The 17,561-nt window shown below is 64.0% G+C and carries 12 protein-coding genes and 1 pseudogene; 5 read left to right on the top strand and 8 right to left on the bottom strand.

Going from position 1 to position 17,561, the window contains the following annotated elements:
* Positions 1–37: 37 nt before the first annotated feature.
* Positions 38–1,225: a hypothetical protein gene (locus G6N27_RS18520; RefSeq protein ID WP_163778771.1), complete on the bottom strand. Its 1,188-nt coding sequence runs from the start codon at positions 1,223–1,225 to the stop codon at positions 38–40.
* 207 nt (positions 1,226–1,432) lie between these two features.
* Between G6N27_RS18520 and G6N27_RS18515 the strand changes: the two genes are divergently transcribed.
* Both G6N27_RS18515 and G6N27_RS18510 read left to right on the top strand, forming a co-directional pair.
* Positions 1,433–4,591 (top strand): adenylate/guanylate cyclase domain-containing protein, encoded by a 3,159-nt coding sequence (locus G6N27_RS18515; RefSeq protein WP_163778768.1) that lies wholly within the window; start codon positions 1,433–1,435, stop codon positions 4,589–4,591.
* Positions 4,592–4,606: 15 nt separating this feature from the next.
* Positions 4,607–5,845 (top strand): glycosyltransferase, encoded by a 1,239-nt coding sequence (locus G6N27_RS18510; protein ID WP_163778767.1) that lies wholly within the window; start codon positions 4,607–4,609, stop codon positions 5,843–5,845.
* A gap of 51 nt (positions 5,846–5,896) precedes the next feature.
* Here G6N27_RS18510 and G6N27_RS18505 read toward each other — a convergent pair whose 3' ends face one another.
* A complete protein-coding gene (locus G6N27_RS18505; protein WP_163778764.1) occupies positions 5,897–6,388 on the bottom strand; it encodes a hypothetical protein in 492 nt (163 codons plus the stop codon).
* Positions 6,389–6,563: 175 nt separating this feature from the next.
* Positions 6,564–8,867, bottom strand: coding sequence for a putative bifunctional diguanylate cyclase/phosphodiesterase (locus tag G6N27_RS18500; RefSeq protein WP_232064673.1), 2,304 nt, complete (start codon positions 8,865–8,867; stop codon positions 6,564–6,566).
* A gap of 371 nt (positions 8,868–9,238) precedes the next feature.
* Between G6N27_RS18500 and G6N27_RS18495 the strand changes: the two genes are divergently transcribed.
* Both G6N27_RS18495 and G6N27_RS18490 read left to right on the top strand, forming a co-directional pair.
* Positions 9,239–9,697, top strand: a complete 459-nt coding sequence (locus G6N27_RS18495) for a hypothetical protein (protein WP_163778761.1) — start codon at positions 9,239–9,241, stop codon at positions 9,695–9,697.
* 98 nt (positions 9,698–9,795) lie between these two features.
* Entirely contained in the window at positions 9,796–10,737 is a 942-nt protein-coding gene (locus G6N27_RS18490) for an HTTM domain-containing protein (RefSeq protein ID WP_232064671.1), read from the top strand.
* A gap of 28 nt (positions 10,738–10,765) precedes the next feature.
* Here G6N27_RS18490 and G6N27_RS18485 read toward each other — a convergent pair whose 3' ends face one another.
* Complete coding sequence (locus G6N27_RS18485; protein WP_163778757.1) at positions 10,766–12,310, bottom strand: hypothetical protein; 1,545 nt, start codon at positions 12,308–12,310, stop codon at positions 10,766–10,768.
* Positions 12,311–12,750: 440 nt separating this feature from the next.
* Between G6N27_RS18485 and G6N27_RS18480 the strand changes: the two are divergent.
* Positions 12,751–14,211 (top strand): annotated as a pseudogene (locus G6N27_RS18480) (DUF7937 domain-containing protein); the annotation flags it as partial.
* Positions 14,212–14,471: 260 nt separating this feature from the next.
* Here G6N27_RS18480 and G6N27_RS18475 read toward each other — a convergent pair.
* The 4 genes from G6N27_RS18475 to G6N27_RS18460 form a co-directional block, all read right to left on the bottom strand.
* The gene (locus G6N27_RS18475) at positions 14,472–14,738 is read right to left on the bottom strand and encodes a protealysin inhibitor emfourin (protein WP_163778754.1); all 267 of its coding nucleotides are present in this window, start codon (positions 14,736–14,738) and stop codon (positions 14,472–14,474) included.
* A gap of 2 nt (positions 14,739–14,740) precedes the next feature.
* Positions 14,741–15,814 (bottom strand): M4 family metallopeptidase, encoded by a 1,074-nt coding sequence (locus tag G6N27_RS18470; protein ID WP_163778752.1) that lies wholly within the window; start codon positions 15,812–15,814, stop codon positions 14,741–14,743.
* An 86-nt stretch (positions 15,815–15,900) separates the two neighbouring features.
* Positions 15,901–17,112, bottom strand: coding sequence for a thiolase family protein (locus tag G6N27_RS18465; RefSeq protein WP_163778747.1), 1,212 nt, complete (start codon positions 17,110–17,112; stop codon positions 15,901–15,903).
* 29 nt (positions 17,113–17,141) lie between these two features.
* Complete coding sequence (locus G6N27_RS18460) at positions 17,142–17,540, bottom strand: Zn-ribbon domain-containing OB-fold protein (protein WP_163778744.1); 399 nt, start codon at positions 17,538–17,540, stop codon at positions 17,142–17,144.
* Between the last annotated feature and the right edge of the window lie 21 nt (positions 17,541–17,561).

Genomic DNA, 17,561 nt, shown 5'->3' with positions numbered 1-17,561 from the left:
GCGCGGTTGCGCAGCCAGCCTTGTGGCCTGCGCCGGTTCAGAACATTCCCGCTAGGTTGAAGAGCTGGTTACCGACGTCGTCCCAGCCGATCGACTGCGCGATAGCCTGTCCCGTCTCGAGCAGGGAGGCGATCGGCCCGACCATCCCGGCCGGATCTCTCAAGAACGCCGAGGCAGTCAAGCTGATATCGCCGAGTATTCCGAGGTCGTAACTAGAGGTGCCACCAACCTCAAAGTCGAAGCCGAGGGCATTAAAAAACGAGCCGGCCGGGCTGAGTAACCCACCCAGGTCGAGCTCGGGTGTGGTACCGAGGATGGGGCCGATCCCTAATTCCTCCAGCAAGTTGTAGGCATTGCCGTACCCCTCGAAGAACGCGTTGGTGGTGTTGATCGGCATATCCAGCAAATCGTTGAATGCGGTGGTGTAGTCACCGGCCTGGAGCGCGTCGGCGAGGTGGATGCCGTCATCGAGGAACTGCGCTATCGGGCTAACGACGGTGCTGACACTGCCCCACAGGACGCCGCTCGCAGGTGAGCCCACGAACTCGAGCAACGGCCGGATTTCGGCTTCCAGTTGGTCGTTGCCGCCGACAAGAATATTGAGGAGATCAAGGGTGCCGAAGTTGATGGAGCCGAGGTCGATTGAGCCGAGGAACCCGAGGTCGATTGAGCCCAGGTTCAGCACCAGCGGGAAGCCGTGTATCAGCCAGTTGAGGATGTCGGAATGGCCCCCCAACGTAATGGACGGGTTGATGTCGAGACAGCCGATAGGGCTATAGCAAGCTCCAACGTCGAAGCCCGCGGTAACGGGCGTGTTGCTAAGGGACGGAAGGAGATACGGTGCCGAGCCGGTCGGATAGAACGGCTGGAACGGCGCGTTGAGCGCGTTGTTCAGATTGTTCTGGATTTCGGTCGGAATGTTGCCGATTTGCGAAGGGTCGGTGAAGACGCTGCTGAGGTACCCCAAGAAGTTTTCAGCCACCTGCTGACCCACCGGGAACGGGGCACCTTCAAATGGATGCAAGATGTTGTTGGTGAAACTGGTCGACACGTTGCTCAGGAGCTGGCCCAACGAGACGTCGTCGAAGCCGCCCGCCGTCAGCTGCACCGCCGCGGTCTCGGTCTGGATGTCGGGCACGGCCCCGGCCACCGGGGTGACGGTGATGAGGCCAGCTGCAACCAGGGCGACCGTTGTGGTGACCCTGGCGCGCCAAGTGAGTTTCATGACCGCCTCCTCAGACACACGTCTAATTAAGACCTAGACATTAACTGAGGAAAAGCTGAGAATCTATAAGATTCGCAAAAGGAATTTCGGCGGAGCGTCTGATCCGGAGCGTGGTCGATATCGGACCAAATAATGGTCCGATAAAAGACACATGTCAGATGCGCGATGACACGATAGCGACGTGAGCAACGGCGGGCTGGCGGCGATATGACGGCTGCAGCTTTGGTGTGCCAGCCGTGCGGTGCTGAACTCCCGCCGAACTCGAAGTTCTGTAACGAGTGCGGCGCGCCAGTCGCCGCCGCCAGACCGGCCGAGTACAAACAGGTCACCGTCTTGTTCGCCGATGTGGTGCGCTCAATGGACATCGCTGCGGCGGTGGGTGCCGAGCGGTTGCGCGAGATCATGGCCGAGTTGATCGGCCTCGGCGCGGCGGTGGTGCGCCGCTTCGGCGGCACGATGGAAAAGTTCACCGGTGATGGCCTGATGGCATTGTTCGGGGCGCCGGTCGCGTTGGAGGACCATGCGATCCGGGCGTGCCTGGCTGCGCTGGCCATCCAAGAGGAAACCAATCGCCTGGCGGTTGATGTGCGACGCCGTGACGGCGTGGATCTGCGATTGCGGGTGGGTCTGAATTCAGGCCGAGTTGTTGCCGGCGAGATTGGTTCGGGTGTATCGAGTTACGCCGCGATCGGGGAGCAGGTGGGGTTTGCGCAGCGAATGGAGTCGGTGGCACCGCCGGGAGGAGTGATGCTCAGCGAGGCCACCGGTCATTTGGTCGAGCAAGCCGCGGTGCTCGCGGACACTGAGCTGGTGTCGATCAAAGGCAGGGTCGACCCGGTGCCGGCGCGCCGACTGCTGGCGATCGAGCCACGCCATGCCATGGGGGGTGGCACCGAATCGCGTTTAGTCGGTCGGCGTTGGGAGATGACCGCTGTGGAGGCCATTGTCGACCAGGCGGTCGGCGGTCGGGGTGGCGTGGTGAATGTGGTGGGACCGCCTGGCATCGGCAAGAGCCGGGCGGCGCGTGACACCGCAGCCCTGGCGGCCGCTCATGGGGTCGAGGTGTTTTGGACGTTCTGCGAATCCCACGCCCGCGATATCCCTTTTCAGGTGGTGGCGCGGCTGCTGCGGGCAAGCATGGGCGTGACTGATCTTGAGGGCGGAGCGGCCCGCGCTCGGGTCCGGGAACAAGTTGCGGATGCCGACCCGCAGGATCTGCTGTTGCTCGATGATCTGCTCGGCATCGCCGACCCTGATGTGCCACTGCCACAGATCGATCCGGAGGCGCGGCGCCGTCGGCTGACTGCACTGATCAACACCGCATCGCTGGGACGTACCCAACCCGCGGTCTACATCGTCGAGGATGCGCATTGGATCGATGCGGTCAGCGAGTCGATGCTGGCCGACTTCTTCACGGTTATCCCGCAGACCAAGTTGATGGTATTGATCACCACTCGCCCGGAGTATGCGGGAGCACTGATGCGGGTGCACGACGCGCAGACGATAGCGCTTGCCCCACTGGCCGATTCGGACACCGCGGCGTTGATCGGTGAGCTGCTGGGTAAGCATCCCTCGGTCGGCGGGTTGGCGGCGGTCATCGCCGAGCGGGCCGCGGGCAACCCGTTTTTCGCCGAGGAGATGGTGCGCGAGTTGGTCCAGCGCGGGGTTCTTACCGGTGAACGCGGTAAGTATGCCTGTCGGACGGATGTCGCCGAAGTGAGCGTGCCGGCAACGGTGCAAGCGGCCATCGAGGCACGCATCGACCGGCTCAACGCCGCAGCCAAGAAGACGTTGAACGCGGCATCGGTCATCGGGGCCCGCTTCGAGGGGGAGCTGCTTGCTGCGCTGGGGATCGATGCGGCGGTCGATGAACTACTCAGCGCCGAGCTCATCGATCAGGTGCGGTTCACCCCGAGTGTCGAGTACGCCTTCCGGCATCCGCTGATCCGCGCGGTCGCTTACGAATCGCAGTTAAGCGTCAGCCGCAAGGAGACCCACCGCAAGCTGGCGGCCGCCATTGAGTCCCTCGACCGCGGCGCCGCCGACGAGAACGCAGCTCTGATCGCCACCCATCTGGAGGCGGCTGGGGAATTGGCCGAGTCTTGCCGCTGGTACCTGCGTGCTGCGGAATGGCTTCGGCCTCGTGAGCTTCGTGCCGCACGCGCACAATGGGAGAACGCACAACGCATCGCCGATCAATTGCCCGATGACCACGACGACATCATCGCCATGCGAATCGCGCCACGCACCATGCTGATCTCGACAGCGCTCTACACAGGCAGTGATGCGGACATCGACGCGCGTTACCGCGAGTTTCGTGATTTGGCATCGCAGACCGATGATCTGACGTCGCTCGCGATTGCGACAGCCGGACTCATCTTTTCGTTCGCCGTCAACGAAAACCGCGTTCCCGAGGCGGCGGCACTGGTGTCGGAGCTCGAGGATATGGTCAGCCGCATTGACTGCGATGCCGAAACGAGGAGCATCATCCTCAATGCGGTGGCATTCGTACGGTTCGCGAATTGCGAATTCGATGCCGCGCTCAAGGCTATCGACGCGATACACGCACTATCGACGGAAGTATCGGCAGGCGAGCTTTTCTCGGCGAACGCCCTTCTTGGTGCCATCGAGACGTGCGCCGGCCGCTACGAGCAGGGCAGGCGTTGCCTCCGAGAGGAACTCGAGCACGCGCGCGCGATCCGATCCGAGCGCTACGCGGTGATTCTGATCTACGTGGCGCTAACGACCACGCTGGGTATTGACCATGCTGATGAGATGGTCGACCACGTCCGCGAGGCGTTGCGGCGTGCTGAATCAGTCGGTGCGATCGCCGGACTCATCACCGCGCAATTGGCTTGCGGCACAGTGCTGCTGCGGGTCAAGGACGCGGCGCCCAACGAGGCGATCGACCTGCTTGATAAAGCCCACGCGAACATGCGCAAGCACAAAGGCGTGACCATCGCGCTGCCGTCCGTCTGCGCCGACCTGGCGATCGACGCTGCCCGCCACGGGCGAATTGACGAAGCGATCGATGACCTTCGTGCCACGTTTGGGTCACACATTGCTGGTGGCTCTCGCGTCTTCGTGGGTTGCGCCGCTGAGGCGCTGGTCGGCCTTCTCATCGAACGGGGATCCACCGACGACCTCACTGAGGCGCACCGAATCGTTGATCAGTGGCAGGACAGTCGGCCGGGCATTCCGGCACTGGACCTGTGGTGGCTGAAATCCCAGGCGCTGTTGGCGAAGGTGGAGGGCGACTCGGAGGGGTACGCCGAGTTCGCCACGCACTACCTTGAGCTGTGCCAGAGGCTCGACGCCCGTGGGCGAATCGATGAGGCGCGCCAGATGATCAGCCAAATTGCCTGAGCGACTGTGCAGAAGATGGCGACGATACTGGCCTACACCTCCCCCGCGCTTGGTCACCTATTGCCAACTGGCGCACTGCTATCAGAGCTGGCCCGTCGCGGCCACGCCATTCATCTGCGCACGCTTTCCACCGGTGTCGAGATTGGCCAACGGCTCGGATTCACCACTGAGGCGATCGACCCGCGGATCGAGGAGATCGAGCTCGACGACTGGACGGCAACCAATCCTGTTGCGTCGCTCAAAATTTCAGTTGAGGTTTTCGGCTCCCGCGCCATGCACGAAGTCGCCGATCTGGCCGAATCGGTGGCGCATACACGCCCTGACGCACTACTTGTCGATGTGAATTGCTGGGGTGCTCAGTCAGCGGCTGATGCCGGTCCCATCCCGTGGGCTTGCTTCTCCCCGTTCACACCGCCGTTGCGGTCGCCGGGAGTGCCACCGTTCGGACTTGGTCTCAGACCGATGTCAGGTGCGGTGGGCCGGATGCGTGATGCCGCCGTGCGGACAGCGGTGGTGAAACGTCTCGAAAAGGTAATGCTGTTGCCGATCAACATGATTCGCGCGAAGGTCAATGCAGGGCCGGTCGGGTCGATGGACGAGTTCTTGCGCCGGTCGCCCCTGTTACTCGTCGCCAGCGGCAAGCCGTTTCAGTACTCACAGACCGATTGGGGCGCTGGGGTGCAGATGATCGGACCCTGCGTGCTTGACTCCGATCCGAACCCGGATCCCGACTGGCTGGCCTCGATCGACCGGCCAATCGTGCTCGTCACCACATCGTCGGAGAAACAGGCCGACGATAACCTTGTCCGGACGGCAATGACTGCATTGGCCGACGAGCCGGTGCACGTGGTCGCAACCCTGCCGGCTGGGCTGCCAGACGGAATTGTGACGTCGCCCAACGCGACGGTGTGCCAGTTCGTCTCGCACGGCGCCGTTCTCGACCGCGCGGTGTGCGCGGTGACCCATGGTGGGATGGGCGCGACTCAAAAGGCGCTCGCCCATGGTGTACCCGTGTGTGTCGTGCCCTACGGCCGTGACCAATTCGAGGTCGCCCGGCGCGTGGAGGTAGCCCGATGCGGTACCCGTCTACCGGCCAAGAAACTTTCGCCGTCGCGGCTACGAGCGCAGGTGCGAAAAGCGATGACTATGACTGACGGTGCAAAACGGGTCGCGGCAGGTTTCGCGGCCACCGGCGGGGTGGCCCACGGCGCTGATCTCTTCGAGCACCGAGTCCTTGGCATCAGCAAAGGCTGAATCTCTGTGTCCGACGGTGTCACAAACCCAGCCTCGGAGGCGAAGGCGAGGCTACGCCCAAGGACCGGTTCTCCTCGATGACGGCTCGCGGCAATCACCCAGGGATGCGGGCTGGCTCGGTCGATCGAGTTCGTCGGCGGCAGCCATCTCCGCCCAGGCTCGATCCCGCACGGCGGCGGCGCTGACCGGCTCCGCGGATACCGTGACGACGATATGACGGTCGGTGACGGTGCCATCGGCTTGTTGATAACCGCGAATCGATACCTCCCCGCCCGTAGTTCTCCACACGCGGCCAATGAAATAGCGCTGGACCACACCGCCATCGTTTTCCCACGCGTGGCACGCGGTGGCTTCGTCGGGCAGCGCTACGCCGCGGTAAATCGTGTTCAACAGATTGTGCCGGGCGAACCTTCGCGCGGCGGCCAGCACGCCTGCGTAATGTCCGGCGCTTGGGTCCTCGCCTTCCAGTCCGGTCAGTTCAGCGAACTGCTTGGCACTGAGTTCGTCCGCGAAGTCCCGCCAGTCGAGGGCGTTCTCAGTCACCGGCCGACTCCTTTCGATTCCGCGGCGGCTTTGGTTGCTCACGCACCAACGCTGGAGTTTCGAAAGCTTAGGTTCGCCGCTTAGCGGCGGCCTAGGGCAATCGTTCTCAGCAATCGAGGGACTTTCGGCCCTCGATTGCTGAGAACGGCTTTGATTTAGAAGCGATCTCGATCGCTCATCGTGCGCCGATCAGCTCAGGGACCATCGAGGCGGCAACGGGTGCTCCGAAGTAGTAGCCCTGCCCGATGTCGCAGCCGTGCTCGCGCAGCCAATCGGCGGTGCCAGCGTCTTCGATGCCCTCGGCGACCACGGTGACGTCCAGCTCGTGGGTGAGGTCGATCACGGCACGCACCACCGCGGCGGCACGCGTGTCTTCCGTGATCGACGAGATGAATTGGCGGTCCAGCTTCACCTCGTCGATGGGCAGGTCGCGTAGGTAGGACAGCGCCGAAAAGCCGCTGCCGAAGTCGTCGATCGCAACGCGAATGCCTTGTTCGCGCAACCGGTGCAGCACAGCCGTCACCCGGTCGATGTCGCTGAGGATCACATCCTCGGTGATCTCGACAGTTAGCAATGAAGGTCGAAGACCGCGGCTCCGCAGCGCCCCGCACAGCGCATCGGGCAATCCAGCATCCTGCAGGTCCGGGGCAAACACATTCACCGCGACCGCCACATCCACCCCCGCGATCTCCCAACGCACCGCATCGTCAAGAGCCCTGGTCACCACGAATTCGGTCACTTGTCGCATCAGTCCGTGCTGGCGCACGAGCGCCATGAACTCGTCCGGTCGCAACACACCCAGCTGCGGGTGCGGCCAACGTAATAAGGCCTCCAGCCCGACGACCCGGCCAGAACGCAGATGCATTTTCGGTTGGTACACCAGATCCAGTTCGGCGTGATCGATCGCTCGGCGCAACTCACCAAGCAGACGAATCTGCGCAGCCCCGTCACCGGCAGGACGATCGGTGGGGCGCCGCGCCAGTGCCGTCACGTCGAGCCCGGCCAGCGCCATGTCCGGGCTGAATGAATGCAGGCCCAAAGAGCGCGAGCGCTTGGCGGCGTACATGGCCACGTCGGCGCGCTTCATCAGTGCCTCTGGCACGAGATCCGGCTCGTCCGACGACGCCACCGCTATACCGACGCTGGGATGCAAGAGCATCTTTTCACCTTCGACGACGAACGGCTGGTCGAAGGCTTCAACGACGCGGCCGGCCACCACATAGGACTGGTCCTCCTCGCCCTCGAGCAATAGGGCGAATTCGTCGCCACCCATTCTCGCGACGGTGTCACCCGGCCGCACGCTGCCGACGATGCGCTCGCCGACGCGGACCAGAATGGTGTCGGCAACCGGGTGACCCAGGCTGTCATTGACCATTTTGAAGTCGTCGATATCGACCGATACGACGGCCACCGAGCGGGCGTCGCGCTGTCGAAGCATCATCGCGTGGGTGAGCCGATCGTGGAAAAGTGTGCGGTTGGCCAGCCCGGTCAGGGGATCCCGGAGCGCTTGGTCGGCAGTGGCGGCCAGCAGTCGCCGGTTCTCCCAAGCGGCCACCGACTGCCGCACACACACAGCGGTCATGATGAATGGCACGATGATCGCCTCCAGACCCGACATGACGATCGCCGGTCCTATGGTGCCGGCCAGCAACAGAGGAACGTACGGCAGCCATAGCGACGAATTCGACGGGACAGAGGCCGGTCGACGCGCTGCCGGCGGACGACAACTCAGATGTGCCGCGGCAGCGAACGCGATTGATCCAGCAGCCCAGCCGAGATCAACCAGACTGCCGGTGTGAAAGCGGCCAGTCCCGATGAGATGGCCGTAGCCGGCGTCGGTGGCCGTCACCAAAGCTGTCGCCGTAGTGATTAGCCACAGCGCGCTCCGATACCGCGGCTCGGCGCGCCCGATGACCAATAGGGCCGTGGTCAACACCACGAGGTCGCCCATCGCGAAGAGCAGCCGCAGGACGGGTACGCCTTGATGCGAGATGTAGCTGTTGTATAGACCGTGTAGCGCGGTCATCCACATCAGCAGAAAAAGGCACAACGTCGCCGTGACGCCGTCAAGGACGGTGCGCAGCCGTGACCCCTGTAGCGGCCCACTCGGGAACAGGATCATCGCCACCGCTGTCAGCAGAGTGAATGCGACGTACCAGAGGTCCGGCGGCGATGGAATAGTGTTGGGCCTCAGGGCGATTACGCGAAAAGCCCAAATCATGCTTCCGACGGTCCGGACGGTAAGTGCCAGCGCCATCATCGTCCACGCCCTGCGGCCGGGCCCAGGGTCAGACCGAGCAGCCTGTACCGCGCAGACCGTCGCATACATCGACAACGCCACCAGGGTCAGGCTGTCGACGGTACGTACCGCACCCTCGCCTCCCCACCGGAAGATCGGCAACAACGCCAATGCAACGCCGACGGCAACCGACAGGGCCAGCAGTGGCGCCATGCGCTGCAGCGGTCGACGAATGCTCACGGACCCCACGACCTCCCAACATTGCCGATCGATCCTCGCAGAGTGCCAGATCCGGCTTGGATTAACGGGGCATTGGTATGCCGGCGCGGGTCGGCTGCGGGCAAACTGAGGCCGCACCGAAGGTGCGTGCTAGCCGTCAGTCCGTCGCCGACAAGTTACCGACGTGTCGCGTCGGCAAGGAGCTTAGCTAAGAGCTGGCGAGCCGGTTCGGCAGCTGAACGCCTCCTTGATCCAGTCTTGACTTCTACGATTCTCTGTCTAACGGCCGACCGTGCTGAAGGGAGGTTGCACTGAAGCGCAGGAAGCTGTCGGCCATCGGACAGCGATTCGAGCACTCGCGAGTCGGCGAGTTCGCGATCAGCGCCGTGGTCGTGCTGGCACTGACAATCGGCGTGGTGTGGAGCATGCCGGACGCCGAATTCAAGCGACGGCTTCTACCGGTGCTGCAACCGGTCGCTGTGGCGACGGGGTTGGAGCAGGACTGGCGGATGTACGCCCCCGAACCGCTTGGGCGGCTGGAATTTGTCGAGGTGCGGGTCATCATGGCCAATGGCGTCCAGCGGGTGTGGACCCCTCCGCGCGGCGACCGGGTGCTGGGAGCGTTCACCTGGTATCACTGGCAGAAGTTGAAAGAAAACCTCGTTCGGGAGCCGACGATCCGAGTTGATATGGCGCACTGGGTAGTTCGTCAGGTCACCGAACTTACTGAGCGTGCCGCACGGGTCCAGATGGTCCTGCGCACCGAGTTACTGCCGGCCCCGGGAACCGACGGCCCCCGCACGGTCACCGAGGAAATCCTGTACGACGAGATCCTGGCCGGCGGGCAATGACCGAGCCACCAAGCCGGCGTTGGCCGGCGACCGCGGTGGCCACCTGGCGGACGTTTTGGTTTCGACCGCAGCCGGCATACACCCTCGGCCTGATCAGGATGGCGTTCGGAGCGGTGGCGATCGGCTGGACACTCTCTCTGCTCCCTGATCTATATGCGTTGTTCGGCCGGCACGGAGTCGAGCCGCAGCAGCCTGAGAGTGCCTATCAGTGGAGTGTTTTCGCGATCTGGACCAGTGACCGTGTGCTGCTTATCGGATGGATCCTGCTGCTGCTGTCTTCGGTGGCGCTGACGATCGGTTGGCACAGCCGACTGGCCGCTCTGGCGGTATTTGTGCTGATTCTGTCGTTCCAGCACCGCGACGTGTGGGTGTTCAATTCCGGCGATCTCGCTGTGCGCATCGAGGCCTTGTTCCTTGCGATCTCGCCGTGCGGGGCGGCGCTTTCGCTCGACCAAGCGCGCAGCACCGGCAAGTTCTGGTCGGCGCAGCAGCGCCCGCAATGGCCGGTGCGGTTGATGCAAGTGCAGCTGTCGTTGATCTATCTCGCCTCGGCGCAGGCCAAGTTGAATGGCAATGCGTGGCCGCAGGGCACCGCCGTGTCCTACGCTCTGCGGCTGCCGGACATGCTGCTGCTGCCTATACCGCACTGGTTTACGACCAGCGCGCTCCTGATAAACGTCGTCACCTGGGCCGCGCTGGCCATCGAGCTGTCAATTGGGATTCTGTTGTGGAACAAGCGATTACGGCCTTGGGTGCTGGCGGCGGGCGTCGTGATGCACACCATGATCATGGTTACCATCGCGGTTGGATTCTTTACCCTGGCCGTGTTCGTCCTCTATCTCGCGTTCGTCCCACCCGACTTAGTGGAGCGTCTTCCGCGAAGCGCCAAAGATATGGCGAGGAAGCTGGTGGCGCTTGCTCGGCCTGGGCCGAAATCCAGGAATCAGAAGGAGATTTCGGACGCGGCAGCAGACGACGGAGCTGCCGCCGAATTCCGGGCCGAAAGTCCGAGTGCCGCTGGGACTATCGCCGAAGACTAGGCGAGCGGCGACACCGAGGTCGGCTGGACTATACGTGACCGCCACCGGTGGTCAATGCATGGCCGGTGGTCAACCCATGGCCGGTTCCGCCACCTGTCGTGCCACCGCCGGTCGTGCCGCCACTCGTCGTGCCGCCACCGGTGGTGGTTCCGCCGGTCGTGGCAGTGCCCGTTGTTCCGCCGGTCGTGGCGGTGCCCGTCGTTCCGCCGGTCGTAGTTCCACCCGTCGTGCCGCCGGTCGTACCACCGGTCGTCGTTCCGCCGGTTGTCGCACCGGTCGTTCCGCCGGTCGTAGTTCCACCCGTCGTGCCGCCGGTCGTTCCACCGGTCGTACCCGAGGTGGTCCCACCGGTCGTTCCGCCCGTGGTTCCACCCGTCGTCGTCCCGGTCGTTCCACCCGTCGTCGTACCGGTCGTACCACCCGTGGTGCCGCCCGTCGTCCCGGTCGTACCACCCGTCGTCGTACCGGTCGTTCCACCCGTTGTCGTTCCGCCGGTGGTACCTCCCGTCGTCATACCGCCGGTCGTGCCCGGGTGTGGATGCGGAAACGGGATCGGAATAGGAACGGGGATCGGAACCGGGATCACCCCGGGCGCCGGTGGCGGCCCGGCGTCAGGCGGGGGTACCGGCGGTGGCGCTTGATCTGCTCCACCGCCACCTCTGACCGCAGGCCCCGGACCACCTTGGGGGACAACGGCATTCGGAGCCGGCACTTGTGGTACCTGGACAACCGGTGCAGGTTGCGTATTCGGCGCCGGCAAAGCAGGCACGAAGTTTCCCGGAACCGACTTCTGCTGCGCCGGCGGCGGCGGTTGTGGATGCGTCGCGGCGGTCGGGCGGACGCCGATCGTCACCGCGACGGCCAACGCCGCAATTCCAGCGACCAGCATTCCACCGGCCGCGCTGCCCACCAGCAAGGCCCGGCCGGCTGGCACGGCGGCAGCATCGAATTCCTCCTCATCATCATCGCCGCCGTATTCCATCGGGAGCAGTTCGGAGTCGTCGTCCTCCATCGAGTACGCCAACTGCGACTCCATAGCCGCGGCCCTCGTCGCGACCTCGTCACCCGTGAACGCCTCGGTCATCGGCGCTGCAGCTGACACCATGGTTGGGTCGCCGGCCGGCGAGGAGAACGGGCCGGTCGGCGCCGGTGCCAACGCGGTCGCGTCGCCGGCGGGGTAGGCCAGCCGGCCCGTCGCCGCGTCTAACGCTGCGCCGCGGGCAACCGCGAAGTCAGGGTCGTCCGGCACCGCCAGCGGCAGAGAAGACATCGCCGTTGCTGCCTCAGAGTCGGACAGCACCGCGACGTTCTGAACACCGGAGTCGTTCAACACCTGCCTCAGCTGATTGGCCAGGTCTTGATCCGACCAGCACAGCCGGGTAGCGACCAGCCGGTGATATTGGTCTGCCAGCGACCGGCTTGTACCGACCACCGTCTCGGTCAGTCTCGCGATCGGATCCTCCGCGAGGTCGACGACCGACTCATCGATGACCCCTTGGGCACCGTTTCCCGTTTCGATGAGGGCCAAGCGGGCAACCGGACCGTCGACTGCGACCCCTAGAGCCAGGTCCACCGCGGACCTCCTCTCCACTGCTGCCGCATCGGCATGGTCGCCAGTCAATCACGATCTACCAGGGCAAGCCGAGGCAAGATGCCGAGCTTCGCTATACCTCGGCGATTATCAGTCATTGGCGAGAAAATGCCAGCGCATTTGTCAGATTTTGCTTCGCCTCGGATGTCTGCCGAATTAGCCGGTACAACCTCGTGCTGGATCGTCGCACAGCGGATACCGTCACAGACGAGCCGCGCACTTTGCCGAACATTGTGCTAACTCGGCGCACAACTAAACCGGTGCCGAACCGCAGTTTCACATCCCAGGGAGATCTCGTGAGCCAAAGGCACGATGACCCGGCCACCCAGAACTTCGCCACCCAACGTCTCTCAGCCGGACAGGGTGCACCGCCGCCCCCGAGACACCCCGCTCCGAACGAGCCCTCGGCGAAGCGATGGAATATCGGTCGCGACGTCGTCGCCGGCGTGCTCTTGCTCATCGCGCCCCTCTTCCCGTGGAACCTGTATTTCGGCATCGGTATCCCGCACAGCAGCGGTGCGTTGTTTGCGCTGCTGGCTGTGGTGACCGTGCTCTCGCTGGCAGCTGTCGCGGTGACCTATGCGATCGGCTCACGCCCGGGCAATAGCCTCGCCGGTCGACTCCGAGTGGCGCTCAGCGCGCCATACATCTTGCTGGTGGCGGGCGTCGTCGGTTTCGACGTCGTGCAGACCATCCGCTACGGCGGCAGCGGCAATGTCCCGGGTGGCGTGGGTCCAGGCGCGTGGCTCGGGATCAGCGGCGCACTGTTGAGTGCGCAGCCTTCAATCACCGGCACTGCCACCGACGATGGCAGCCTCCGAAAATGGCCGATGTCGGCTCGGATCGTGGGCTACACGTCCATAGCCCTTGCGGCGCTGGCTGTTTTGTTCAACCTGTTCTGGCGGACAAAAGCCGCCTTGCCAGGCTCGGCAGACTCGTCTGGCTTCGGCAAACAGAATATGGCGATCATTGCGACGGCAGTGGTGTACGGCGTTGTGGCACTGGTCCCCGTCGTCGTGGCAGCCAGGTGGATTCTGCAGAGCAGCAGCAGGTCCTCTCGGCTGGCGACCATAGCTCTCGGAGCGTCCACGCTGACCGCCGGCGTTGTCGTCTGGGTCCTTCCCGTCGGCCGCGAGATCGACGGATTTCATGGCATCGCACAGAACACGTCGACGGCTGGGGTGGGATTCGAGGGCTATCTGGCGTGGGTTGCGGCCGCGGCCATATTCGCGCCGCTGACCCTGCTCAGGGTGGCAACCAACCAGCAGATCGACCGAGGCATCTGGCGGGTAGCCGCACGAAAAGGCTTGCTGCTGATTGCTATTTGGTGCCTGGCTTCCGCATTGATGAGAGCAACCGACGTCATCGTTGCCGCCGTTTTGCATCTGTCGCGCTCGCCCTACGACAGCGCGGCAATGGCCACTTTCGATGTTTTGACCGCGGCGCTAGCGATTTGGCTCCGCGGGAACCTCCTCAGCCGCTTCTTCCCGGTCGCCGTCATCTCATCTCTGTGCGGAGTTCTTCTGGTACTCAGTGTTTCTCGCATCGTGCTGGGCATCGCCCTATCTCCCCGAATTGCAGGTACGCCCACCGGGGGCGGCAACCCGGTCTACGGAAACAATCTCGCCCAGCAGATCACCAGCACCTTCGATGCCGTGCTCAGCGGGCTAGCCCTGTGCATTCTCGTCGTGGCCATCATCACCGCACGCTTTGTACAACGTCGCCCACCCGCTAAAGGCAAGGGGGACAACCAGATCCGGCCTGTTGGCTCGGATGCCGAGACGACGCGACTGCGCATCCCCGGCGCAGCGGAATCAACCGCCCCACTACGGCAACAGCCAACTCCCCCGCCGCGGATCCATCGTCCAACGGAACAGCCCACGCGCCGGATAGACGTCCGCTCCGGGCGTGAGGACGCGACACAACAGCTATCGACCCGTGCGCCCCGCATCTTCCGGTCCGACGACCGGAGGCAACGCCCCATCGCCCCGCCGCCGCAGCGTCCCGGCCAGCAATCATCGACAAGCGCGCCGAAAATTCATCGGCCGCAACCAAATCCGAACGAGCGCCCTGGCCGTGGACCAACGCGTGACGGTGGTTTCCCAAGCTGAACACGCGGGTTCGATTCCCGTCACGGCTCCGCTCAGATATCGGCTTTCACGATGCTCGCCACCGCACTCGGCATCAGACTCTCGGGAATGTGGCGCGTTGTGCTTCCCGACGCGTTCTCTCGCCGCACGACGTAGGTGTAGCGGTCGTGGCCGGTGTCTCCCGCAAAGGCTTCCTCGCTGTCGAGCAGCTGCTCCAGCGTCTGGCGATCATCGGGATTCAGGGCATCACCATCGACGGCGCCGCTGGCCTTGAGGCCTGCCAAGCCGCCGTAGCGTTCGATGAAATACCGATCGCCCATTGTCAGGCCGATGCATCGGGGTTTGGGATACCGACGTGCGTCCATGCATCGTCGACGCCGCGGTAGACCTTGGTGTCGCTGGGGAACAGCGATTTGGCGGCGGCACGAGTCAGCGCGGCGAAGTCGCCGAAGCCGGTGGACGGCCGGGCCTTATCACTGGTGAGCGCCGCGTACCAGACTTTTCCGGCTTTCTCCCAGGCATTTCCGCCAATAGCCTTGGCCGCCAGATAGAAGGCGTGGTTCGGGATGCCACTGTTCTCGTGCGGGTCGCCTCCGGCGACATAGTCGCGATAGCGTGACGGCTGCGGCGAAAGGCATTGCCGCGAACCGGGATCAGCCATGTTGCGCAGGCACGTGTACCCCTTTGCGAGGGCCACTGGACCGAGTACGCCCGGTCCGATCAGCCAGTCCGCTTTCGCGACGGTCTGCTTTGCCCGCCACTGGTGGAACATTGCGCCGAATACGTCGGACACACTTTCGTTGAGTGCGCCAGGCTCGTCCGAGTAGTCCAGGCCGGCGGTGAATTGGGTGACGCCGTGGGTGAGTTCGTGGCCGATGACGTCGTCGGACTTCGTGAAGTCGGTGAAAACCCTGCCGTCGCCGTCCCCGTACGTCATCTGGCTGCCGTTCCAGAAGGCGTTGTCGTAGCGCACGCTGTAGTGAATCGACGACATCAGCGTCATGCCGGCATCGTCAACGGAATTCCGTCCGAAGCATTCCCGGTAGAAGTCGACGACCGCGGTGGTCGCATCGAATGCACGTCTCGCCGTCAAGTCCGGGCTTTTGCCGGGATCCGAAACCGGCGCACCGGGCAGTGATTCGGTGTTTTTGCAGTCGTAGACGGTCACCGCCGGGACAGGCGCGAGCACACCCGCGAGACGAAGGCTGGTGATCCCTTTTGCGACGAAGCCGGCCTGCGTCGCGTCCGTGTGGGCCTTCCGTAGTTCTCGCCACGAGGCCTCCGCCGCCGCGCTGTCGAGGAGCGCTTGCCGCGACTCCTGCGGGATGGAGTCATCGTCGGCGAGCCTGCGCAGGACAGCTGCGGGAATGATGAAGCGGCCGCTCGCAGTGCACATCAGAAATCCCCCTGAGCTTGCTTTATCGACAAAAGGTTGACGTCCCGCTTCGGACAGCTTCGCCGCCCTCGCGACCGCGAGCGCCTCTAGGCTGCTGACTTCTCCAGGATGTGCACGCCGCAAGCCGATCCGAGCCCAATCACATGGGCCAGACCGACTTTGGCGTTCTCGATCTGGCGGTCGCCGGCCTCGCCGCGGAGGTGATGGCAGATCTCCCAGATGTTGGCGATCCCGGTCGCCGCGATGGGATGGCCCTTGGACTGCAGGCCGCCCGACACATTCACCGGTGTCGTGCCGTCGCGCCACGTCGCACCGGAGTTGAAAAAGTCTGCCGCGCCGCCCTTTTCGCACAACATCAGGTTGTCGTAGTGCACCAGCTCAGCGGTGGCGAAGCAGTCGTGCAACTCGACGAGGTCGAGATCGCTCGGGCCGATACCGGCCTGCTCGTAGGCGGTCGCAGCGGCGTTGCGGGTCAGCGTGTTGACGTTCGGCAGCACCTGACAACCCGCCTCGTAGGGATCGGTGGTCAGAATCGACGCCGACACTTTCACCGCGCGTCGGCGTTGTTCCAGCGACAGCGACTTCACTGTCTCGCCGTTGCACACCACCGCAGCAGCGGCGCCGTCGCAGTTGGCCGAACACATCGGCCGGGTGTTCGGGTAGGCGATCATGACGTCGTTCATGATCTGCTCGAGGGTGAACTTCTTCTGGTAGGCGGCCAGCGGATTCAGCGTCGAGTGAGCGTGGTTCTTCTCGCTGATCTTGGCGAACAGCTCGAAACTCGTGCCGCCGTACTTGTGTCCGTACTCCGTGCCTATCTGCGCGAAGACTCCCGGCATGGCTTCGGTGCCGATGCGTCCGTCGACCGGCGCGACGGCGCCGTAACGACCTTTCGGCTCCCACACGTCGGCGGTGTCCTTCTTCTGGCCACCGGCGCCGAGCAATCCGGCGCCGGACAGCTTCTCCACGCCGACCGCCAATCCGTATTTCACTTCGCCGGCCTTGACCGCCATGATCGCGGTGCGCAGGGCGGTGGCTCCGGTCGCGCACGCATTGGCCACGTTGTACACCGGGATGCCGGTCTGGCCGATCTGCTTTTGCAGCTGCTGACCGATGCCGGCATTTGCCGCCATCAGATTCCCGGCCGCGATCACCCCGATGTCGGCCATCGTCACGCCCGCATCGGCGAGCGCGCCGGTCGCGGCCTCGGCCGCCAGATCGACGGTGTCCTTGTCCGCGTGCTTGCCGAATTTGGTCATCCGGATCCCAAGAATCCAGATCTCGTCGCTGACGCTCATCGCTTCTCCTTATTAATAGAGCTGGGTGGTCAGATCGCGGGCTCGAAGCCGAAGCCGATCGCCTCGGTCCCCGCCGAGTCGGCGCCGATCGGGAACGTTGCCAGCCGCACCTTCATTCCGTCGTGAACGTGTTCGGGGTCGGGCTCGACATTGACCAGATTGGCGCGCACTTGGGTGCCGTCGCAGTCGACCACCGAGGCGACAAATGGGGTGGGGATGCCGGGAGCGGCGAAAGTGACAATTGTGAACGCTCGCACCGTGCCTTCGGTCGGTATCGAAACCGTGGTGAATTCGGACGCAAAGCATGACGCGCAGGCGTTGCGCCGATCAAAGAATCGGGCGCCGCAGTTCACGCATTCCTGCGCTCGGAGATGCGGGTTGCCGTCGTCGAGCACCAAGTAGTCGACCAGCGGAATCTGCTCGCCCATCAGGACCTCCGTAGTTTGGGT

Source organism: Mycobacterium cookii, from assembly GCF_010727945.1.
Taxonomy (GTDB): Bacteria; Actinomycetota; Actinomycetes; order Mycobacteriales; family Mycobacteriaceae; genus Mycobacterium; species Mycobacterium cookii.
The sequence above is the reverse complement of the archived record's forward strand: the minus strand, read 5'-3'. Positions and strand labels throughout refer to the sequence as shown.